General features: G+C 64.2%; 17 protein-coding genes. 13 read left to right on the forward strand and 4 right to left on the reverse strand.

Annotated features, from left to right (window positions below; all coding sequences use genetic code 11):
* The first annotated feature begins 126 nt into the window (after positions 1–126).
* Entirely contained in the window at positions 127–822 is a 696-nt protein-coding gene (locus DW352_RS20715; RefSeq protein WP_115693113.1) for a helix-turn-helix domain-containing protein, read from the forward strand.
* 107 nt (positions 823–929) lie between these two features.
* Here the strand turns inward: DW352_RS20715 and DW352_RS20720 are convergent, their stop codons facing one another.
* Entirely contained in the window at positions 930–2,354 is a 1,425-nt protein-coding gene (locus DW352_RS20720; protein WP_210209866.1) for an amidohydrolase family protein, read from the reverse strand.
* 285 nt (positions 2,355–2,639) lie between these two features.
* Here DW352_RS20720 and DW352_RS20725 point away from each other — a divergent pair, with 285 nt between their 5' ends.
* Together DW352_RS20725 and DW352_RS20730 are read left to right on the forward strand one after the other, a co-directional pair.
* Positions 2,640–3,368, forward strand: a complete 729-nt coding sequence (locus DW352_RS20725) for a CBS domain-containing protein (RefSeq protein ID WP_115693114.1) — start codon at positions 2,640–2,642, stop codon at positions 3,366–3,368.
* 496 nt (positions 3,369–3,864) lie between these two features.
* Positions 3,865–4,869: an aspartate/ornithine carbamoyltransferase family protein gene (locus tag DW352_RS20730; protein ID WP_115693115.1), complete on the forward strand. Its 1,005-nt coding sequence runs from the start codon at positions 3,865–3,867 to the stop codon at positions 4,867–4,869.
* Between the two features lie 33 nt (positions 4,870–4,902).
* Here DW352_RS20730 and DW352_RS20735 read toward each other — a convergent pair whose 3' ends face one another.
* The 3 genes from DW352_RS20735 to DW352_RS20745 form a co-directional block, all read right to left on the reverse strand.
* On the reverse strand, positions 4,903–6,903 hold the full coding sequence (locus DW352_RS20735; protein WP_162827097.1) for a putative bifunctional diguanylate cyclase/phosphodiesterase: 2,001 nt from the start codon (positions 6,901–6,903) through the stop codon (positions 4,903–4,905).
* A 216-nt stretch (positions 6,904–7,119) separates the two neighbouring features.
* Entirely contained in the window at positions 7,120–8,391 is a 1,272-nt protein-coding gene (locus DW352_RS20740) for an MFS transporter (protein ID WP_115694525.1), read from the reverse strand.
* A gap of 265 nt (positions 8,392–8,656) precedes the next feature.
* Entirely contained in the window at positions 8,657–9,991 is a 1,335-nt protein-coding gene (locus tag DW352_RS20745; protein WP_115693117.1) for a pilus assembly protein, read from the reverse strand.
* A gap of 370 nt (positions 9,992–10,361) precedes the next feature.
* On the opposite strand from DW352_RS20745, the gene DW352_RS20750 reads away from it, so the two are divergent.
* The 10 genes from DW352_RS20750 (at position 10,362) to ccoG (ending at position 21,144) form a co-directional block, all read left to right on the forward strand.
* Positions 10,362–10,841 (forward strand): Hsp20/alpha crystallin family protein, encoded by a 480-nt coding sequence (locus tag DW352_RS20750; RefSeq protein ID WP_115693118.1) that lies wholly within the window; start codon positions 10,362–10,364, stop codon positions 10,839–10,841.
* A gap of 231 nt (positions 10,842–11,072) precedes the next feature.
* Positions 11,073–12,590: a DASS family sodium-coupled anion symporter gene (locus DW352_RS20755; RefSeq protein ID WP_115693119.1), complete on the forward strand. Its 1,518-nt coding sequence runs from the start codon at positions 11,073–11,075 to the stop codon at positions 12,588–12,590.
* Positions 12,591–12,602: 12 nt separating this feature from the next.
* Entirely contained in the window at positions 12,603–14,321 is a 1,719-nt protein-coding gene (locus DW352_RS20760; protein WP_245434201.1) for a 2-oxoacid:acceptor oxidoreductase subunit alpha, read from the forward strand.
* A gap of 150 nt (positions 14,322–14,471) precedes the next feature.
* Positions 14,472–15,329 (forward strand): 2-oxoacid:ferredoxin oxidoreductase subunit beta, encoded by an 858-nt coding sequence (locus tag DW352_RS20765; protein ID WP_115693121.1) that lies wholly within the window; start codon positions 14,472–14,474, stop codon positions 15,327–15,329.
* A gap of 102 nt (positions 15,330–15,431) precedes the next feature.
* The gene (locus tag DW352_RS20770) at positions 15,432–15,932 is read left to right on the forward strand and encodes a Spy/CpxP family protein refolding chaperone (protein WP_115693122.1); all 501 of its coding nucleotides are present in this window, start codon (positions 15,432–15,434) and stop codon (positions 15,930–15,932) included.
* Between the two features lie 104 nt (positions 15,933–16,036).
* Positions 16,037–17,686 carry a cytochrome-c oxidase, cbb3-type subunit I gene (gene ccoN / locus DW352_RS20775; protein ID WP_115693123.1) on the forward strand — a complete coding sequence of 550 codons (1,650 nt, stop codon included), beginning with the start codon at positions 16,037–16,039 and terminating at the stop codon, positions 17,684–17,686.
* A 12-nt stretch (positions 17,687–17,698) separates the two neighbouring features.
* Positions 17,699–18,433: a cytochrome-c oxidase, cbb3-type subunit II gene (ccoO, locus tag DW352_RS20780; RefSeq protein WP_115694526.1), complete on the forward strand. Its 735-nt coding sequence runs from the start codon at positions 17,699–17,701 to the stop codon at positions 18,431–18,433.
* Positions 18,434–18,438: 5 nt separating this feature from the next.
* A complete protein-coding gene (locus DW352_RS20785) occupies positions 18,439–18,594 on the forward strand; it encodes a cbb3-type cytochrome c oxidase subunit 3 (RefSeq protein ID WP_115693124.1) in 156 nt (51 codons plus the stop codon).
* A gap of 3 nt (positions 18,595–18,597) precedes the next feature.
* A complete protein-coding gene (gene ccoP, locus DW352_RS20790; protein ID WP_115693125.1) occupies positions 18,598–19,467 on the forward strand; it encodes a cytochrome-c oxidase, cbb3-type subunit III in 870 nt (289 codons plus the stop codon).
* A gap of 183 nt (positions 19,468–19,650) precedes the next feature.
* Positions 19,651–21,144 (forward strand): cytochrome c oxidase accessory protein CcoG, encoded by a 1,494-nt coding sequence (gene ccoG, locus DW352_RS20795; RefSeq protein WP_115693126.1) that lies wholly within the window; start codon positions 19,651–19,653, stop codon positions 21,142–21,144.
* Positions 21,145–21,150: the final 6 nt, after the last annotated feature.

A 21,150-nucleotide genomic window follows, 5' to 3' on the forward strand; every position in this document is an offset into this window, starting at 1 on the left:
GCGCCTCGGCTGGCATTAACCGGCGGCGGTGACCTCCGGTAAAACCCCTATGGAGATTATCTGAATTTCGGCCCCGTGATGCCAGCGGTATCCAAGCATCGTCAACCTTACCGAGGGCCAAGCGCCATGCTCACCCAGACCACCGCCTCGAACCGCGTTTCCTCGCGTCAGCCGGAGGGGCGTAACGGTCGTCCCGTCGCGCCGGCCCCCGTGGCCACGCTCAGCAACTCGATCGAGCTGATGGGTGCGCCGATGCCCTTCGCCCGTAACGCCGAAATCTACGGCGAGAACGAGCCGGCCGAGTATCTCTACAAGGTGCTCAGCGGCACCGTCCGCACCTACAAAGTTCTCAACGACGGCCGCCGCCAGATCGGCGCCTTCTACCTCCCCGGCGATATCTTCGGTCTGGAGATCGGTGAGGAGCACACGTTCTCGGCCGAGGCGATCGTCGACTGCAAGGTCCTGGTGGTCAAGCGCAGCGCGCTGGTGTCGCTGGCCGGCCGCGACAACGAAGTCGCCCGGCAGCTCTGGACCATGACCGCCGGTGAGCTGCAGCGTGCGCAGGATCACATCATGCTGCTGATCAAGACCGCGCAGGAGCGCGTCGCCGGCTTCCTTCTCGAGATGGCGCGCCGCTCGGCGGCGTCCACCGAAGTCGATCTGCCGATGTCGCGCCAGGACATTGCCGATTATCTCGGTCTGACGATCGAGACCGTGTCGCGCACCCTGACGCAGCTCGAAAATTCCGCCGCCATCGCCGTGCCGACGTCGCGCCGCATCGTGCTGCGCAACCGCGCCGCGCTGAGCCGTCTGAACGCTTGAACGGGTTTCAACCTCTCTAAGCCGAACGTCGTTCTCCCCGACCTACTGTTCGGCCAGACTGCCCCGGCACCTTCGGTGTCCGGGGCTTTTTTTTGGGAGGAATCCGCTCAGCTCCAGTTGGCCTTGGCCTTGAGCGCGGCGACCGACTGGGCCGCATCGGCGAGAAGCTTGCTGTGATCGAGCGCGGTGAATTGCCGGTTGCGGTGAAGGATGCGGCCGTCCACCACGACGAGATCGATGTCGGAGGGGCGCGCCAGCTGCACCAGCGCATCGTAAGGATCGCCGATCGCGCCCATGTGCGGCGCCGTCGTGCGCACGAGAATGAGGTCGGCCCGCTTTCCGGGAGAGAGTGAGCCGATGGTGGCCTGCAGGCCGAGGTCGCGCGCTCCGTCGATGGTCGCCATTTCGACGAGCTTCTTTGTCGGCAGTTTGAACTTGCCGCCCGTGCGATGCTTGTTGATGGTCTGCAACATGCGCATGCAGGCGAAGCAATCGCAGGGCTCGGCGGTGACGTTGTCGATCGACATCGACACCAGCACGCCAGCTTGCATCATTTCGGGGAACTGCATCTGCCCGGTACGGCCGGCCTCGCCGAGCGGCGAGGTCGAATAGTGCACACCGTGCTTCGCCAGCACGTCCCAATCCGCGGCATTGGTGTTGAGCGGATGCACGAGCTGCACGTCCGGACCGAGCAGATTCGCGTCTTTCAGGAGTTGGATCGATGCGCTGCCGCTGGTGTGCAACGTAACGGGCAGGCCTAATTCCCGCGCTTTGCCCCATTCGGCCTTTGCCATCTCGGCGTTGATCGCGCCGCGCGACGTGTTGTTGCCGTCGATGTTGCGCGAGTTCACGCCCAGCGTCAGCAACGGGTCGTCGCCGATTGCGCGCTTCAGGCGCGCGATGTCGGCGAAGTCCATCATCTGTGTGCTCGGCATGCCCTGCGCGGGTCCGTATGAGAACCGGCCGCGCAGGCCGCTGTCCCGCATCGCCTTGACCTCGGCGTCGGCATGCGCCGGGCTGCGGACGTTATGCGCCCAGTTGTGCGAGGTGGTGACGCCGGCGCTGAGCGCTTCCGCGAGGCCAAGCCGCACGGCGCGATAGCTGTCCTCCGGCGTGTAGTGGACGCCGAGCGCGAGAGTGACCGGAAAATAGGTCTTCTTCGGATCGTCGGCGCGCATGACCGGCCGCAGCAGCGTGGTCCAGTGATGCCAGTGTGTGTCGACGAAGCCGGGCATGCAGATCATGTCCCTGCCGTCGATCGCGGTGGCGCCGTCCGCCGGCAGGCGCGGGCCGACCGCGACGATGGCGCCGTCGCGCACGTGCACATCGCCGCTTTCGAAATCGCCGATGGCCGGATCCATCGACAGCACGTGCGCGCCGCGGATAACGAAGGCGCCGCGCGCCGGCAGCGTGGCCTGAGCCGCGGCGGCCGGAGCGGGTTGCGCGCCCGCCCGCGGCGGCATCAGCGTCGCAGCAGCGAGCGTCGTCGCGCCGGCAAGCATGATGCGCCGGTCGATCTGCATCTTGGTCATCGCGTTTCTTCCCCGAATTGTCTGCATCGCTGCAGCTCTGATTTTTTTTGAATCTAACGCCGATCGCGACGCGGCGGCAAATTGGCAATGGATGGTTCGCGCCCACACGGCCCATTTTGCATCTCGCGAAAAACCGCCCGGGGCGGAGCGATCGGCGCATGCCTTGAAATGCGGGCGATCGGCCGGCCGGGAAAACAAACCGCCGGGCCGTCAACCGATTGACCTGCATCAACATACCAGGCGGCCGGGCGTGGTCAGCTTCATGTGTCCCTAAGGAGGCGTGCCATGAAAGCTGTCGATGTGATGACCCGTAATGTCGTTTCGGTGAAGCCGGACGCGACAGTCCTGCAGGCGGCGCGGGTGATGCTGCAGCAGCACATCAGCGGTCTGCCGGTGATCGATGCCGAGGGCCGGTTGGTCGGTATTCTGTCGGAGGGCGACTTTCTGCGCCGCCGCGAGACGGCGACCGAGCGCCGCCGCTCACGCTGGCTCGAGTTCCTGATGGGCCCCGGCAAGATTGCTTCCGAGTACACCCAGAGCCACGGCAATAAGGTCGCCGAGGTGATGACCGAGAATGTCGTGACCGTGCCCGAGGATGCGGCGCTTGAGACGATCGTCGAGCTGATGGAGCGTCACCGCATCAAGCGCGTGCCGGTCGTGCACGGCAAGGAGGTCGTGGGCATCGTTACGCGTTCGAACCTCATGCATGCGATGGTCAGTCTCGCGCGCACGACGCCGGGCGCCGAACAGGGCGACGCGGCGATCCGAGAACACATTCTGGCTGAGATGAAGAAAGAGCAGTGGGCGCCGATCGCGACGACGAATGTCGTCGTGCACGACGGCATCGTCGAATTGTGGGGCGTTATCGTCGACGAGCGTCAGCGCGATGCGTTGAGAGTATGCGCCGAGAACACCGCAGGCGTGAAGGCGGTGAAGGACCACCTGGTCTGGGTCGAGCCGACCTCCGGCATGATCATCGAGGCGCAGGATCAGGAGCCGGTGATAAAGCACTAGCGATCATCATTGCGAGGCGTCTCTGGACAGGGAGCGCCTCGCTTTGCTTTTCCGCCGCCATTCAGGCGCATAGGTTTCTCAACACATTCTGCCGCTGAGCCACGGGTAGCGCGCTGCGTCGCACCTATCGCGCACGACGCGTGTCGCGCCGTGGTCGACAGGTTTATTCCTCCCATCGTCAGCCCGGCGACATGCGTCGACGATGTAGCCGTTCGGAACAATTTGCTGCGACAGAGCGGAAGTTCCATCGCGCGGCGAATGGCGGCCGCCGTTCCAAACGCGCGCGCCGCAAAGCGTAGTCGATCGCGACTCATCAATCCGCGCAGATGATAAAAACGCAACCATTGATCGAATCGTTGCTGCGTTACGGTTAGTAACGCTGCAAGGTTCGGCAGTCGGGAATTTACACCTCATGCACTTTAGGTTAATAGTTCGTTAACGCGGGGTGGTTGCGTTAACCTTTTGTTAACTGCCTTTTTCGGCAGTGAGGTGTGTCATGGCGTATGTCTCGTTCGAGTATTTTGACAAAGCCGTCGGCGCGCCTGGCAATCGGCTGGTGGAGCCGGTCCGCAAGGCGCCGTTCAATCACATTCTCAGCGCCAGCCAATTCACGATCGACGACGTCGACGACTTCTGCCAACTCGCCGACGATTTCGAAGCGGGCTTTCTTCCCGCACAACTAAGCCGGCGCGCGGTGGGCCTGCTGTTCTTTCAATCGAGCACGCGCACGCGCCTCGGTTTCGAAGCGGCCACGGTGGCGCTCGGCGCGCACGCGATCGGCATGGACGACATGTCGGCGTCGCGCTCCAACGCCAAGATCGGCGAGTCGCTGGAAGATTGCGCGGCCGTGGTTTCGCGTCTGTGCGATGCCATTGTCGTGCGTCACCACGAGCCCGGCGCAGCGGCGCGTATGGCGGCGCACGCCGAGGCGCCGGTGATCAATGCCGGCGACGGCTGGAACGAGCATCCGACGCAGGCCCTCATCGACATCTATGCGTTGCGGCGCGGCCTCGGCACGTTGCGCGGCAAGAGCCTGGCGTTCGGCGGCGATCCACGCGGCCGCGTGGTGCGTTCGCTCATGCAGCTGTTGCGTTTCGAGGGGCCGCGCGAGATCGTGTTCTGTCCGCCGGACAAATACGACATTCCCGCGGACGTGCTTTCGGCCATCGCCGAGTTCCAGATCCCGCATCGGCGCATCTCGACGATCGAGACGGCATTGATCGAGTGCGACGCCATCATGATGGCGCCGTACGACATGTCCGCCATCGGCGAGCCGGCCGCGTCGGATTATGTCGCGCCGCACGCGACGCCCGAGGCCTATACGATCACGCCCGAGAAGATCGAGCGCACGCGGTCGACCGCGCTTCTGTATCACCCGCTGCCGCGCTTCGACGAGATCGCGCCGGCTTGCGACAAGCTGCCCAACGCCATGTATTTCGAACAGGTGCGCCTGTCGAAGTTCATGCGCATGGCCGTGCTGCACCGCCTGCTGTCGCGATAAGCGCACACGGAGCAGGGACGAGGGTCGCCGTCGTTAAGACGCGATCCTGTTGCGTTTGCCGATGCCGGTGTGGTGCGTGGCCGTGGACGGCGAGCCGACGATCGGCAGGATCGGCTGCTTGATAAGTTCGCGCAGCACCGCTGCGGCGACGGGCCTGCTGAATACGTAACCCTGAATGGCGTTGATGCCGAAGCTTTGCACGCGCTCGAGTTGGGCGAAGGTCTCGATGCCTTCCGCGACCCGCTCGATATGGAGCTCGCGTGCGATCTGCGAAATGCCCTTGATGATCGCGAGCGTGCGCGGCGACTCGTCGATATCCTGCGTGAATTTCCGGTCGATCTTGATCTTCGAGAACGGGAAGTCGTTGAGGTAAGCGAGCGAGGCGAAGCCCGTGCCGAAGTCGTCGAGCGAGATGCCGACGCCGAGCGAGCGCAGGTCCTCGAGCAGCGACATCGTTGCCGCATTGTCGTCGAGCAGAACGGATTCGGTGATCTCGAGATCGAGCCGCCGCGGCGGCAGCCCTGTCGTGGTCAGGATGCGGGTCACCAAATCGACGATTTCGCGACCGCGCCGGAACTGGACCGGCGACAGGTTGACCGCGAGCTTGACGTCCGAATGCCAGGTCATGGCTTCGGTGCAAGCCGTCACCAACACCCATGTGCCGATAGGCACGATCAAGCCGGTGGCCTCGGCGATAGGGATGAACACATCCGGCGGGATGATGCCGAGCGTCGGATGCCGCCAACGCAGCAGGGCCTCGCAACAAATCGCGCGGCCCGATCTCGGGTCGACGATCGGCTGATACTCGAGATAGAGCTCGTGGTTATCCAGCGCGAACTGCAGCTCGTGTTCGAGCGCGACGCGCTTGTCGTAGTCGGTCGACAGCGTCGCTGTGTAGGCGACGATCTGCCCGCGGCCGATGTTCTTCGCCTTGTAGAGCGCGAGGTCGGCGTTGCGCAGCAGGACATCGAGCGAGGCGCCATCCTGCGGCGCGACCGCATAGCCGATGCTCGCGCCGCAGATGCTCCGCGTTTCGGCGGTGAAGAACGGATCTTCCAACACGGCAAGTATGGCTTCGGCCACGTTATGGACGTCGCGCGCGCGCCCATCCGCCAGCATCACTAGGAACTCGTCGCCGCCGACCCGCGATACTTCGTCGCCCGGCATGACGACGGACTGAATCCGTTCGGCGACTTCCTTCAACACGCTGTCGCCGACCGGATGCCCCAGCGTGTCATTGATGTCCTTGAAGCGGTCGAGATCGATCGAAATCAGCGCAAGGTGGCCGTTAGCGCCGGCGGAGGCGGCAAATCGCTTCTCGATGAGCTCGAGAAAAGCGCCACGGTTCCAGATACCGGTCAGAGCGTCGCGACGGGCCAGCGTTTCGACGCGCTTGAACGCGAGATGGCGCTGGACGATGTTCTCGAACACGCTGCGGCTGACGATGATCGTTCCGAAATACAGGATCGCGATGAACGTCGCGAGTATCGTGTGCACGACGTCCGCGCGCAGGATCAACGCGGCAAGGAAGGGCAGGCAGGTCAGGCTGATCTGGCCGATGGTGATCAGCGGACGGCTGGCGTTGCGCGACGATGCGCCGGCGATATAGCCGATGACGCAGCAACTGATGAGGATCTCGACGTCGGTGCCGGCGTGGTTGAACAGGGCGTAGGCGCCGGTAATGCCGACGAGGAGGGCGAACGACCACGCGCCGGCGAGCGCGTTCAGTTCCCACCGCTTCGTTTCGTCGATGGCGGTCGGGTCGTGTTCGATCTGGAAATAGCGTCTGCTGCCCAGGCTTCGCGCGATGCCGACAAGCAGGAAGCCGAAGAACAAGATGGTGAAGAATTTGTCGTCGCTCAGCGCGCCCGCGGTGCCGACCACGACCAGCGCTGCCGCGGTCGCGCCCAGAATGGCATTGGGCGTGCTGGTGGCGTTGTAGAGTCCCCGCACCAACTCGAAATGCAAATCCCGATCCGGCGTGAAGCCGGTCAGGCGGTCGGCAATCCGAGATATGATTGGCGGACGCCGCATGATCGATTCCGACGAAGTGCCCAGTCCGTGATTGAGAAAAGCGAACGTATCATTGTGCAAAGTTCTTAAGGAACCGCGTGCCGTATCGAGATTTAAACTGGCTAATACGCCGTTAAGCGGTTAGCGCGATGGATGTTGTTTGTAATATTACGCGCTATGGCTGTGCATATCGCTGTACGGAAGTACCGACGACGCAATTCGCATGTGTCGGCTCGGTCATCTGATGCCGAGCTTCCGCGCCGCGACGAGCGCGACGAGACTAAGTGTGGCAGCCAACATGAGATAAAAGCTCGGCGCGAGATTGTTGTTCGTGACGCCGATGAGCCAAGCGTTGATGAACGGCGCGAAGCCGCCGAACAAAGCCACCGCGAAGGAATAGCTGATCGACAGGCCCGTCGTGCGCATGCGAGTCGGGAACAACTCGGATAGAAGCGCGGCCAGTCCGCCCATATAGCCGGCGAGCAGCAAGCCCATGATCGCTTCGACCACGAGCAACGTTGCGATCGATGGCTGTTCCGTCAGCCACCAGAACAGCGGATAGATCGCGATCAGCACCGCGGTCGCGGACGCGAACGCCACCGGCAGACGGCCGATGCGATCGCTCCAGGCGCCGACAATCGGAATAAGCGCGAACTGAATCACGCCGCTCAAGAAGCCGGCGGCGAAAGCGCCGGCGGCCGGCAGGCCGAGCTGGCGCGTCGCATAGGTCGGCATGAACAGAATCGTGTACATGCCGACCGTGCACAGCACCACGGCGCCGAAGGCGATCGCGAGCCTTTTCTTGCCGCCGGCGAGGGTCTCTTGCAGCGGGCGCTCGCTGGTCTGAATGGCTTTGAACTCGGCCGTCTCGTCGACGTGGCGGCGGATGTAATAAGCGACAGGGCCGATGAGCAGGCCGAGGAAAAACGGCACGCGCCATCCCCAATCGGACATCTGCGCGGCCGTGAGCGTGCTGGTCAGTGCGAAGCCGACGATCGTCACCAGGATCGTCGTCAAACCCTGGCTCGCGAACTGCCAGCTCCCGAAAAAGCCGCGGCGCGCCGGGTTCTGTTCGGCGAGAAAGGCCGTGGCGCTGCCGAACTCGGCGCCGGCTGAGATGCCTTGCAGGAGACGCGCCACCACCATCAACGCCGGCGCCAGCACGCCGATCGACGCGTAGCTCGGCGTCACGGCGATAATCGCCGTCCCGGCCATCATCAGCACGATCGTCAGGCTGAAAGCCGCCTTGCGGCCGTGCCGGTCGGCGTAGGTGCCGAGCACGACGGCGCCGAGCGGCCGGACGAAGAAAGTCACGCCGAAGGTGGCGAAGGTCAGCAACAGGGAGACGGTCTCGTTGCCGGTCGGAAAGAACAAGCCCGCGATCGTGCCGGCGAAGAAGCCGAATACGATGAAGTCGAACCATTCGAGCGCATTGCCGATCGAGGCCGCGATCACGGCGCGCCATTGCTTCTTACGGCTGCATTCGCGAATTGTCGCGTCCGCGGACATGTCCCCTCCTGGCCCGCGGCCGCGCCAGACGGCGGCGCATACGGCATCGACGATCGCGCCCCCGGTGCAAATCGTCATGGTGGCCGGCAACCCAGCCGAACAAGAAAGAAGTTTTAAGTCAATAAGAGATCGAATCCGACGGTGCGGTCCGTCCCACTCCAATTCGCGCCGCGATGGGAGGCCGCCTGCCTGTCCCGCCAGGACTCCCGGCGGGCATTCCTTTTCCATCGATATAAGGCGCAGCCCGGTCGCGGTGTGGGGCGCGCTATTTGGCGACGTACAATTTGCTCAGATTCGTGCCGATCGTATTGAAGGTCGTGACGATCTGATTGGCCGAGGTCAGCAGAAAGAAATCGCTCGTGCTGCTGGCGCAGTTCTGCAGGAGCGTCGAGGTCGGATCGCCGTCCGTGTTCACCTGAATGGTGTAAAGCGTGATCCCGGCCGCTTTGATGTTGTTGCAGGTCATCTGCTGACGAGCGTCGATCGAGCCCTGATCGCTGTACCAGCGGTCCTGAGTGTTCAAACCGTCGGTCAGCAGAATGATGATCTGCGAATAGGTGTAGTTCGGGTCCTGCGCGGGAGCGGTGAACGGACCGCCGCCGACCAGCGACATCCAGCCGAGCTGAAGCCCGATGGCCTGGTTGGTGTTGCCGTTCGCCGCCATGTTGTTCACCAGCGTGTTCATGGCCGACCAGTTATAGCTGAGGCCCATCGCCGCCTGCGGACAGGACGAATACTGCTCGGCGGCGTAGAGCGTCGCGACGATGGCGGTGGAGGGGGCGACGACGTTCGTGTCGTAATTGCCGGAGCTCGGCGCCGATGACGTCCCGCGGTCGGTGACGCAGCCGTTCCACGTATTGTGGTTTGCCGGCGTCCAGGTCCCGCTGCATGTGCTCTTGGTGGTGCCGCCCCAGCCCCATCCGGAACTGCAGGTCCCGTTATTGCTGTTCCAATCCGTCCAGTCGACCCACGACGCGGCATAGTTGCCGGCGCCAAGATCGACGTCCTTCACGAAGGGGATGATGGACACGTAGACGTCGCCGTTCGTGGTGACGGCGGCTTGCAGCTGCGACAGCAGGTTCTGCGTCGCGGTCTTCAGCGCGCTCAGTTTGCCGTATTGTGCCATCGATCCGGTGTTGTCGAGAACCAGCGCGACGCGCAGACGCGACATGCCCCATTTGGTGGTCGAGGAGCCGCTGATGTTGAGCGAGGGGAAGCCGAGGATCGACATGAACGCGGTTGCGATGCTGGCGGAGCCGGCGACCGTCACCTGCGAGCCGCCGCTCGATGTGTAGGTGGCGGTGATCGCAACGTTCGAGGCTTGCGGCTTCCGGAATACCGCGGTGAAGTATTGCGACGCATGGGTCTGCAGCTGGCTGGAACTGTCGGATGCGGCCTCGCGCGCCAACATCAGGGCGGTGGAATCCAGCGCCGATTGCAGATCGACCTTCGCAGCGGATGCCGCGCTATAGTCGATGGCCGCGCCGATAAAGCCGAGTAGCGGTATCGCGGCCAGCGCGAATGTGATGGCGACGTTGCCGCGTTTCGATCGCGCGAATGCACGGGATGTAACTTGCAGCCTGCTCACGAGCTTGCGCATCGGTGTCACCGATCGACATAGTCGCGCCCACGCATGAGATAGCGCTGGCCGGTAAATCGCTCATGAACTGAATGGCCGCGCCGGGTGGTTGTCCTGCACCACCGAGATGAATATAAGTCAATAAAATCGGGGTTTTCTCGCGCATCGCGACGTAATAAACGTGAGACTAAAAGCGCTCGCGGCCAAGTAAAGATAGAATAATTCTGGCGCTCCCGTTCGTTGCGCGTGTGCGCCCGGCGGGTCCCGTGCGTCCGGTGTAGCGCATGCCGTTTGACTTGCCTCAAGGAGGCCGAGCATCGCTGGTGGTGTTCTACAGCCGCCAGGACAGGACATGCCCGGCTCCCTCTGTTCGAAAACGGTGGAGACTTTCATGAACCTCAAATCAATGCTCCCGGTTGGCCGTGAGCACGGCTTTGCCGGCTCGGTCAGCCCGTTCGTATCCTTGCAGCGCGAGATCGATCGTCTGTTCGATGACTTCTCGCGCGGACTGCCGGCACTCGGCGGCAACGGCGCCGCCAAGCTGTTGCCCAGCATGGACGTGACGGAGACCGACAAGGAGATCGAGATCACGGCCGAACTTCCCGGCCTCGAGGAAAAGGACGTTCAGATCAACGTCGCCGACAATCTCCTCACCATCCGCGGTGAGAAGAAGGCCGAGAAGGAAGAGAAGGACAAGAACTATCGCCTGGTCGAACGCAGCTACGGTGCATTCGAGCGGTCGCTCCAATTGCCGGAAGGCGTCAACGCCGACGCGATCAAGGCCACTATCGCCAAGGGCGTGCTGAAGGTGACGGTGCCGAAGCCGGCGCCGGCGCAAGCCAAGAAGGTCGAAGTGAAGTCCGCTGCCTGACCATCAGGAGCGTGGAAAAGGCGCGCGGCTGCGGCCTCCGATGAGGCGCGGCGCGCGCCTTTGTCTTTCGCGAGGTGTTCCGGCTGTGACGACGCGATGACGCAGTGCAGCGCGGCCGATACGCAGTTCTCCTGATCTCTCGGCTACCACATTTTTGATCTTGCTCAACGCGAGCGGGCCATCGCGACGGATCATGGCGCTCCAAGCAGGCTCATGCTTCGGAGAAAACCTATGTCTGTTGCCGCTCAACCGTCCGCGCGGCCGGCCGCCCCGGCTTCGCCAAAGGAGAAAAGCTGGCTCGCGTCGAACTGGGGCCTGCTGGCCGCCACTGCGGTCCTTATCGCTATTCTCTTGTTGCCGACGCCGGCCGGCCTGCCGATTGCCGGTCATCGCATGCTGGCGATCTTCGGCTTCGCCGTCATCGTCTGGATCACCGAGGCGCTCGATTACGCCATTAGCGCCGTGGTCATCGCCGCGTTGATGGCGTTTCTGCTCGGGACGTCGCCGAGCGTAACCAATCCGAACGTATTGATCGGCACGGTGCAGGGCCTCACCACGGCGATGAGCGGCTTCGGCAACACCGCGCTGACCCTGGTCGCCGCCGCGCTGTTCCTGGCGGCGGCGATGACCATCACCGGTCTCGACCGGCGCATCGCGCTCGTCATTCTCGCGCGCGTCGGCGCGCGCACCAGCCGCGTGGTGATCGGCAGCATCATCGTGTCGACGGTTCTCGCCTTCCTTGTGCCGAGCGCGACGGCGCGTGCGGCCGCCGTCATCCCGATCATGATGGGCATCATCCTCGCCTTCGGCGTCGACAAGAAAAGCCGTTTCGCCGGCCTGTTGATGATCACCACCGTGCAGGCGGTAAGCATCTGGAACGTCGGCATCAAGACGGCGGCGGCACAGAACATGGTTGCCGTCGGTTTCATTCAGAAGACGCTCGGCCACGACATCACCTGGCTGAGCTGGCTGATTGCGGCGGCGCCGTTCTCGATCCTGATGTCGATCGGCCTTTATCTGATCATGATGTGGATGATGCCGCCTGAGGCCGAGGAAGTCCCCGGCGGCCAGGCGGCGGTAAAGAAGTCGCTGACCGAACTCGGCCCCATGACGGGCAAAGAGGCCCGGCTCCTGGCGATTTCGCTCGTCCTTCTCTGCTTCTGGGCGACCGAGGGCGTCCTCCACAAGTTCGACTCGTCGACGACCACGGTCGTCGCGGTGGCGCTGTTGTTCCTGCCCGGCGTCGGCGTGATGGACTGGAAGAAGGCCAATGCGCTGATCCCCTGGGGCACCATCGTTCTGTTCGGCGTCGGCATCAGCCTCGGCACGGCACTTTTGCAGACGCAGGCGGCGCAATGGCTGGCCAACCTGATCGTGCAATGGTTCGGACTCAATCATCTGCCGATCCTGGCGATCCTCGCCGTCATGGCAGCCTTCTTGATCGTGATCCATCTTGGATTCGCCAGCGCCACCGCGCTCGCGTCGTCGTTGATCCCGATCGTGATCGCCGTGATGCAGAAGGTGCAGACGCCGGGTCTGAGCGTGCTCGGCATGACGCTGGTCCTGCAGTTCGTCGTGTCGTTCGGCTTCATTCTGCCGGTGAACTCGCCGCAAGGCATGGTCGCCTACGGCACGGAGACCTTTGTCGTCCGCGACTTCGTGCGCACCGGCATCGTCATCACGGTGTTGGCCTATGCGCTGACGCTCCTGCTCGGCGCGACCTACTGGCGCTGGCTCGGATACGTTTAAGGAGCGCGGTCGGTGCCACGTACGTCAATTGCCATAGTATTCGCAGGCAGCGGCGGTTCCGGCGCGATGAGCGCCGGGGCCGTGCTGCTCCGCGCCGCTGCTCACGCTGGTTACTACGGCCTGATGACTCAGCTGTTCGGCGCGCAAGTGCGCGGCGGCGAGTCCGCCGCTCTGGTGCAAGTGTCCACCCAACCGATCGATAGCCAGCCGGACCGCTACGATCTGTTCGTCGCCCTGGATTGGGAGAAGGTCGAGCAGTTCGCCGCCGAAATCCCGCTCGATGAAGCGAGCGTCATCATCGCCGATCCGGCCGCCGGTGCCGTCCCGCCCGGCATCGCGAAATCGAAAGGCCGTGTGGTCGCGTTGACCATGGGCGATCGCAACGCGACGAAGCTCGAACGCGGTCTGCTCGGCCGCCGCGTCAACATGTTCGCCGCGGGGCTCGTCGGCGCGCTCATCGGTCTGAACGAAGCCAATTTGCAGGCCGCGGCCGAAGCGGTGTTCTCCGACAAGGGCGCTGACGTCATCGGAGCCAATGCCAAAGGCACGGCCGCCGGCATCGCCGCGGCGGCCAGCCTGACGTTGAATGTCCGACTCGATGCCCCGACCGCCGCGGCGCGCTGGCTCATCAGCGGCAACCAGGCGATCGCTTTCGGCGCCTTGCGCGGCGGCGTGCGTTTCGTCGGCTGTTACCCGATCACGCCGGCGACCGATCTCGTCGAGTGGTTGGCGCCGCATCTGATAAAGCTCGGCGGCCGGCTCGTCTTGGGTGAGGACGAACTCGCGTCCATCAATCTGGCGCTGGGCGCGTCCTATGGCGGCACCCCGGCGATGACGGTCACGGCCGGGCCCGGCTTCTCTCTGATGGTCGAAAGCCTCGGTCTTGCCGTCGCAGCCGAGAGTCCGCTGGTGCTGGTCGACGTCATGCGGGCCGGTCCTTCGACCGGCATCGCCTCCAAGACGGAACAGAGTGACATCAATCTCGCGCTCTATGGCGCGCATGGCGATGCGCCGCGCGTGGTGATGGCGCCGGTCTCCGTCGCGGATTGCATCACCACCGCCGAGTACGCGGTCTATGTCGCCGAGTCGTTGCAGACGCCGGTCATCGTCCTATCCGATCAGGCGCTCGGTCAGGCAACGACCGTCATCGATCCGAGCGACAAGCGGCCGGCGCCGCTCAAGCGCCGCCTCAATGGCGCGGCGGCGAGCAAGCCGTTCAAGCGCTACGCGATCGGTGGCGATCCGGTGACGCCGATGCCTCTGCCGGGCACGCCGCAGCATGAGTGGGTGGCGGAAGGGCTGTCCCATAACGAAGCCGGACTGCCGGCGAGCGGCGCCGGTCCGCATGTGGCGCAGATCAACAAACGCGCCAAGAAGATCGCGCGCTTCGACCCCGGCGCCTATTGGGGCGAGACCTGGGGCACGGGGGATACGGTGGTGCTGGCCATCGGTTCGACCATCGGCGCGGCGCGCGAAGCGGCGCGGCGGCTGTCGGCGGCCGGTCATCAGATGCGCGTCGTGGCGTTGCGTGTGATCGCGCCGCTGCCGACCGAAGCGCTCAGCCGCGCGCTCGCCGGCGCGCGCCGCATCATCGTGATCGAGCAGAACCACAGCGGCCAGCTCTATCACTACCTCGTCGGCCAGAAGGCCATTCCGCCGAACGCCGAAAGCGTCGCGCGGCCGGGCCCGTTGCCGTTCCGGCCGTCGGAGATCGCAAGCTATGTGGTGTGAATTTTATTTGTGCCGTGCGGTTTTTTGTCGTCCCCGCGAAGGCGGGGACCCATACGCCGTGCGCTATCGAGAGACTGCGGCGTATGGGTCCCGGGCCTCCTTCGCAAGGGCTCAGTCGCCCGGGACGACAGCGACTAACGGAGATGCGCCATGACCGACACCCTCACCGAAGCCACGACCGAGCCGCATTGCGTCTTCAGCGCCAAGGACTTTTCCTCCGGGGCGCATCCGGTGTGGTGTCCGGGCTGCGGCGATTACGGCGTGCTCGCCTCGCTCGAGCGCGCGCTCGCAAAACATGGCCGCCCGTCGCATGAAGTTGTGCTGGTCTCCGGCATCGGCTGCTCGTCGCGCCTGCCGGGCTACATGAGCACTTACGGCTTCCACGGCGTGCACGGCCGCGCGCTCGCCGCCGCCACCGGCCTGAAGCTGACGCGGCCGGATCTCGAAGTCATCGTCGTCGGCGGCGATGGCGACGGCTATTCGATCGGCGGCAATCATTTCATCCATGCCTGCCGGCGCAATGTCGACATGCTGTACATCGTGATGGACAACCGCGTGTACGGCATGACCAAGGGCCAGCCGTCGCCGACGACGGAAGCCGATTGGGACAGCGAGATCGCGCCCGGCGGCATCGGCCTGCGGCCGTTCAATCCGCTCGCGGTCGCCATCGCGTCGGGCGCCAACTATGTCGCGCGCGGCTTTTCCGGCGATCCGAACGGCCTTGCCGATTTGATCGTCGATGGTCTGCGCTGGCCGGGCTTTGCTTTCCTGGAAGTGCTGAGCCCTTGCGTCACCTTCCGTCCCGAGCAGCGCGAGTGGAAGAGAATGGTGCGTCCCGCGTCGCAGGCGATCGAGCAGGACCGCGCCGCCGCCACGGCATTGGCGATGGGCGACGACGGTTTCAGCCTCGGCGTGCTGTTCCGTGGCGATCGCGCGCCGGTCGCGCCGGCGCCCAAGCCGCAGATCTCCGTGGCCGATGTCGAGCGCGAGTTCGCGCTGTCGCCTTAAGCGCGCGGCTTCGGTTGATGTGCGTCAAGGCTGGTCCGGCGCCGGCGTTGCAGACTGCAACAAACCTTAAAGCACCCGCAACGCGACTGCCGGAGACGCGCCATGACCAAGCTGCTCGCGCCTGTCCTCGCCTTTGTTCTGGCTTCCATCATTCTCACCGCCACCGTCGTTGCTCAGCCGTCCGGGCCTGGCTGGGGCTCTGGCATGATGATGGGCCCCGGCATGATGGGGCGGGGCGGCGGGCGCGGCATGGGCTGGATGTGCAGCCCGCAAGGCGCCGGCCTTGCCGAATGGCGCATGGAGCGCATCGAGGAACTGGTGAAGCCGACGGAGACCCAGCGCAAGGCGCTCGATGATCTGCGCACGGCTTCGACCAAGGCCGCCGAGTCGATCAAGGCCGCTTGTCCGACCGAGTGGCCGGCCAGTGCGCCGGCGCGGCTCGAACTCATGGAAAAACGCATGGAGGCCATGCTGACGGCCGTGAAGACCGTGCGGCCTGCTTTCGATGCGTTCTATGCGACGCTCAACGACGAACAAAAAGCCCGCTTGAACACGGCCGGGCCACGTCGTTGGGGCTGGCAGCATTGGCGCGACCGCAACTGAGCCGTCAATTTGACGTGTGTCAAAGTTGCCTTGGGTGCAGCGCCGTAAATACCACCTAGGCCCTCTGCAAATCCCACCGGCCAGCTAAAAGTGGAATCGACATCATGGCGAACGCGATTGCTCCCCAGAAGACCATGACCATTGGAGAGGGGGGATCGGCGCTGGCGCTCGCCGCTCTCGCATTGCTCTCCATCGTCGTCGCGGCCAAGGCCTACACGCCCGAATACGCGTTCCACGCTTATCTGTTCGCCGCGGCCAGCATCGCGTCGGTCTTCGTTATCATCAACCGCTACTTCGACCGTCCGGCCGAGCCGGCCCCGCTCGAGATCAACGGCAAGCCGAACTATAACTTCGGACCGGTCAAGTTCTCGTCGGTCGCCGCCGTATTCTGGGGCCTCGCCGGCTTCACCGTCGGTCTCATCATCGCGCTGCAGCTGGCCTTCCCCGATCTCAATCTCGGCATTCCCTACACGACCTTCGGGCGGCTGCGTCCGCTGCACACCTCGGCGGTGATCTTCGCCTTCGGCGGCAACGTGCTGATCGCGACGTCGTTCTACGTCGTGCAGCGCACCTGCCGCGCGCGCCTCGCCGGCGACATCGCGCCGTGGTTCGTCGTGCTCGGCTACAACTTCTTCATCGTCATCGCCGGTACCGGCTATCTGCTCGGCATCACCCAGTCCAAGGAATACGCCGAGCCGGAATGGTACTCGGACCTGTTCCTCACCATCGTGTGGGTGACCTATTTCCTGGTCTTCCTCGCCACGATCTGGCGACGCAAGGAACCGCACATCTACGTCGCCAACTGGTTCTATCTCGCTTTCATCCTGACCATCGCCGTGCTGCATCTCGGCAATAACGCCGCCGTGCCGGTGTCGCTGTTCTCGCCGAAGTCCTACATCGTCTGGTCGGGCGTGCAGGACGCGATGGTGCAGTGGTGGTACGGCCACAACGCGGTGGGCTTCTTCCTCACCGCCGGCTTCCTCGCCATCATGTACTACTTCATCCCGAAGCGCGCGGAGCGGCCGGTCTATTCCTATCGGCTCTCCATCATCCACTTCTGGGCGCTGATCTTCCTCTACATCTGGGCCGGTCCGCACCATCTGCACTACACGGCGCTGCCGGATTGGGCGCAGACGCTCGGCATGACCTTCTCGATCATGCTGTGGATGCCGTCGTGGGGCGGCATGATCAACGGCATCATGACGCTGTCCGGCGCGTGGGACAAACTGCGCACCGATCCGGTGCTGCGCATGATGGTGGTGTCGGTGGCGTTCTACGGCATGTCGACCTTCGAAGGCCCGATGATGTCGGTGAAGATCGTCAACTCGCTGTCGCACTACACCGACTGGACCATCGGCCACGTGCACTCCGGCGCGCTCGGCTGGGTCGGTTACGTGTCCTTCGGCGCGCTCTACTGCCTGATCCCATGGCTGTGGAACCGGCCGCTCTATTCGCTCAAGCTCGTCAACTGGCACTTCTGGATCTCGACGATCGGCATCGTGCTCTACATCTCGTCGATGTGGGTCTCCGGCATCCTGCAGGGCCTGATGTGGCGCGCCTACACCAATCTCGGCTTCCTCGAATACTCGTTCGTCGAGACCGTGGAAGCGATGCATCCCTTCTATGTCATCCGCGCGCTCGGCGGCCTGTTGTTCCTGGCCGGCGCGATCGTGATGGCTTGGAATCTTTGGAAAACCGTGACCGCCGCGGAAGAGGCCAAGCCGGCCGGTGTGGCGCTGGCGCCGGCGGAATAAGCGGGGGTAATGATGTCTCTCTGGCAAAAACACGCGATCTTCGAAAAGAACTCGATCATCCTCGTGATCGGCATCCTGGTCGTGATCGCGATCGGCGGTCTCGTCGAGATCGTGCCGCTGTTCTACCTCAAGAACACGATCGAGAAGGTCGAAGGCGTGCGGCCTTATACGCCGCTCGAACTCGCCGGCCGCAACATCTATGTGCGCGAGGGCTGCTATCTCTGCCACTCGCAGATGATCCGTCCCTTGCGCGACGAGGTCGAACGCTACGGCCACTACTCGCTCGCGGCCGAGAGCATGTACGACCGGCCGTTCCAGTGGGGCTCCAAGCGCACCGGTCCCGATCTGGCGCGCGTCGGCGGCAAGTATTCCGACGACTGGCACCGCGACCATCTGAGGAATCCGCGCTCGGTGGTGCCGGGTTCGGTCATGCCCGAATACGGCTGGCTGGCGCGGACCGATCTCGACTTCTCCCACATCGACAACGACCTGAAGACGCTGGCGCTGGAAGGCGAGCCCTATTCGCCGGAGATGATTGCCAGCGCCAAGCAGGACGTCGTCACGCAGTCGACCACCGACAGCGCCGACGCCACCGACCTCGCCAAGCGCTATCCCAAGGCGCAGGCGCGCGACTACGACGGCAATCCCGGCCGCATCACCGAGGCTGACGCGCTGATCGCCTATCTGCAGATGCTGGGCACGCAGGTCGACTTCAAGCTCTACGACGACAAAGCCAACATCCGGTAATCGCCATGGACCCGACCTACCGCGCTTTAGCCGAGTTCGCCCAGACCTGGGGGCTCGCTTACTTCGTCGCCGTGTTCATGGTGGTGCTGGCTTATGCGCTGTGGCCTTCGCGCAAGCAGCAGTTCGATGAAGCGGCCCGCATTCCGTTGCGAGAGGACTAAGCCATGGCTGAAGAACACAAAGTCGATGCCCTGACCGGCACCGCGACAACCGGCCATGATTGGGACGGCATTCAGGAGCTCAACACGCCGCTGCCGCGCTGGTGGCTCTGGCTGTTCTATCTCACCATCATCTGGTCGGTCGGCTACTGGCTCGTCTATCCGGCCTGGCCGTTGCTCACCACGTCGACGCAGGGCCTGTTCGGCTGGCACGCCCGCGAGGCGATCGTCACCGACATGCAGGAGCTGCAAGCCAAGCGCGGCCCGATGATGGCGCAGCTGTCGACCGCGTCGGTCGCCGAGATCGAGGGCAACCCGCAACTGCTCGACTTCGCGCGTGCCGTCGGCCGCGTGGCCTTTGCCGACAACTGCGCGCCGTGCCACGGCGCGGGCGGCGGCGGCGCCAAGGGCTATCCCAACCTCAACGACGACGACTGGCTCTGGGGCGGCAAGCTCGCCGACATCCAACAGACCATCACCCATGGCGTGCGCTCCGGCGACGATCAGGGCCGTTCGGGCAACATGCCGCCCTTCAACGGCGTGCTGAAGCCGAACGAAATCTCGGCGGTGGCCGACTATGCGCGGTCGTTGTCGGGGCTCGCGCCGGAAGCCGGCGCCGATCTCGCGCTGGGCAAGAAGGTCTTCGCCGACAATTGCGCCGTGTGTCACGGTCCGGACGGCAAGGGCAACCGCGAGCTTGGGTCGGCCAACCTGACGGACAAGATCTGGCTCTACGGTTCGGACAAGCAAACCATCATGCAGGGCATCCTGAACGGCCGCGGCGGCGTGATGCCGAACTGGGGCGCGCGTCTGCCGGAGCCGACCATCAAGGCGCTGACCGTCTACGTGCACACGTTGGGCGGCGGCGAGAAATAGCGATCCCGCGGGGGCGGCGCGATCGGGTGGCTTGCGGGACCGTCATGGCTCCGCAAGCTGCCGCGTTTGCAGATGGCACGCATGCGCGAACGGGCGCCGGTGCGGTCCTGGCTTGAGAAAGATCAAGTCGCGTCCGGACGAATACCGCTACTTTGCAGCGGCTCTCGAAGGTTCGTTAAGTCCATGACTACTCTCGAAAATCTCGTGAAGGAGGCGGCGGTCACAGCCGCCCCGAAAGCGGCGCCGGCGCCCGAGCCGGAAGACGACATCCCGCTCTACGCTCCGCGCCGCAAAATCTACCCGCAGAGCGTTCACGGCACCTACCGCCGCATCAAATGGGCGCTGCTCATCGTCACGCTCGGCATCTACTACCTGCTGCCGTTCGTGCGCTGGGATCGCGGCCCCAACGCGCCGAGCCAGGCGGTGCTGATCGACTTCCCGAACCGCCGCTTCTATTTCTTCTTCATCGAGATCTGGCCGCAGGAAATCTATTACCTCACCGGCCTGCTGATCCTCGCCGCGCTTGGCCTGTTCCTGATGAACGCCGTGGCCGGCCGCGTCTGGTGCGGCTATCTCTGTCCGCAGACGGTGTGGACCGATCTGTTCTTCGCCATCGAGCGCTTCGTCGAAGGCGATCGCCGCGAGCACATGCAGCGCGATGCGCGCAAGTGGACGGCGAACACCTGGGCGCGCAAGGGCGTCAAGCATTTCCTGTGGCTGATGGTGGCGTGGTGGACCGGCGGCGCCTGGGTGCTCTACTTCGCCGACGCGCCGACCTTGGTGAAGGAGCTGGCGACCGGCGAAGCGCCGTTTGTCGCTTACGCCTGGATCGGCATTCTGACCTTCACGACCTATTCGCTCGCTGGTCATCTGCGCGAGCAGGTCTGCCTCTATATGTGCCCGTGGCCGCGCATCCAGGCGGCGCTCACCGACGAATACGCGCTCAACGTCACCTATCGGTATGACCGCGGCGAGCCGCGCTGCTCGGTGAAGAAGGCCGAACAATTGCGGGCGCAGGGCGCGCCGGCCGGCGATTGCGTCGACTGTCTGCAATGCGTGCACGTCTGCCCGACCGGCGTCGACATTCGCGGCGGCGCAAATCTCGGCTGTATCCAGTGCGGCCTGTGTATCGACGCCTGCGACGCGGTGATGACGAAGCTTGGCCGCGCGCCGCGCCTCATCGCTTACGACACCGACCTCAACATCAAGAGCCGCATGGAGGGCAAGCCGTCCGTTTACCGGCTCATCCGCATGCGCACGCTGCTTTACGCGGTGCTGATCGCCGTGGTCGGCGCCGTCATGATCTATACGCTCGCCACCCGCGAGACCGAGGGCATCAACGTCATCCACGACCGCAATCCGATGTATGTGCGGCTGTCGGACGGTTCGCTGCGCAACGGCTACACCATCCGCATCGTCAACAAGCAGCGTCAAACGCGCGAGTTCGCCCTCGCGGTCGATGGTCTCACGGCAAGCTCGATCGATTACATCGGGGTGCCGGCGCGTTCCGACGGACGCATGCTGATCGACGTCGGCCCGGACCAGACGCGCGAGGTGCGCATCCTGGTTACCGACCGCGATCCCAAGCCCGCGCAGTCGACACGCGTGACCTTCCGCCTGACCGACGTCGCGACCGGCGACACGAGCGAAGCGCGCGATCACTTCTTCGCGCCATAAAGGGAG

Origin of the sequence: Pseudolabrys taiwanensis (assembly GCF_003367395.1) — a bacterium.
GTDB classification, from domain to species: domain Bacteria; phylum Pseudomonadota; class Alphaproteobacteria; order Rhizobiales; family Xanthobacteraceae; genus Pseudolabrys; species Pseudolabrys taiwanensis.

What these genes read in the sequence shown, in the direction of transcription:
- DW352_RS20730 (WP_115693115.1), top strand. Translation starts at nt 3,865, where the DNA reads ATGGCGTATGTCTCGTTCGAGTATTTTGACAAAGCCGTCGGCGCGCCT.
- DW352_RS20750 (WP_115693118.1), top strand. Translation starts at nt 10,362, where the DNA reads ATGAACCTCAAATCAATGCTCCCGGTTGGCCGTGAGCACGGCTTTGCC.
- ccoN (WP_115693123.1), top strand. Translation starts at nt 16,037, where the DNA reads ATGGCGAACGCGATTGCTCCCCAGAAGACCATGACCATTGGAGAGGGG.
- DW352_RS20725 (WP_115693114.1), top strand. Translation starts at nt 2,640, where the DNA reads ATGAAAGCTGTCGATGTGATGACCCGTAATGTCGTTTCGGTGAAGCCG.
- DW352_RS20745 (WP_115693117.1), bottom strand. Translation starts at nt 9,991, where the DNA reads ATGCGCAAGCTCGTGAGCAGGCTGCAAGTTACATCCCGTGCATTCGCG.
- DW352_RS20785 (WP_115693124.1), top strand. Translation starts at nt 18,439, where the DNA reads ATGGACCCGACCTACCGCGCTTTAGCCGAGTTCGCCCAGACCTGGGGG.
- ccoO (WP_115694526.1), top strand. Translation starts at nt 17,699, where the DNA reads ATGTCTCTCTGGCAAAAACACGCGATCTTCGAAAAGAACTCGATCATC.
- DW352_RS20770 (WP_115693122.1), top strand. Translation starts at nt 15,432, where the DNA reads ATGACCAAGCTGCTCGCGCCTGTCCTCGCCTTTGTTCTGGCTTCCATC.
- ccoP (WP_115693125.1), top strand. Translation starts at nt 18,598, where the DNA reads ATGGCTGAAGAACACAAAGTCGATGCCCTGACCGGCACCGCGACAACC.
- DW352_RS20755 (WP_115693119.1), top strand. Translation starts at nt 11,073, where the DNA reads ATGTCTGTTGCCGCTCAACCGTCCGCGCGGCCGGCCGCCCCGGCTTCG.
- DW352_RS20765 (WP_115693121.1), top strand. Translation starts at nt 14,472, where the DNA reads ATGACCGACACCCTCACCGAAGCCACGACCGAGCCGCATTGCGTCTTC.
- ccoG (WP_115693126.1), top strand. Translation starts at nt 19,651, where the DNA reads ATGACTACTCTCGAAAATCTCGTGAAGGAGGCGGCGGTCACAGCCGCC.
- DW352_RS20740 (WP_115694525.1), bottom strand. Translation starts at nt 8,391, where the DNA reads ATGTCCGCGGACGCGACAATTCGCGAATGCAGCCGTAAGAAGCAATGG.
- DW352_RS20715 (WP_115693113.1), top strand. Translation starts at nt 127, where the DNA reads ATGCTCACCCAGACCACCGCCTCGAACCGCGTTTCCTCGCGTCAGCCG.
- DW352_RS20735 (WP_162827097.1), bottom strand. Translation starts at nt 6,903, where the DNA reads ATGCGGCGTCCGCCAATCATATCTCGGATTGCCGACCGCCTGACCGGC.
- DW352_RS20720 (WP_210209866.1), bottom strand. Translation starts at nt 2,354, where the DNA reads ATGACCAAGATGCAGATCGACCGGCGCATCATGCTTGCCGGCGCGACG.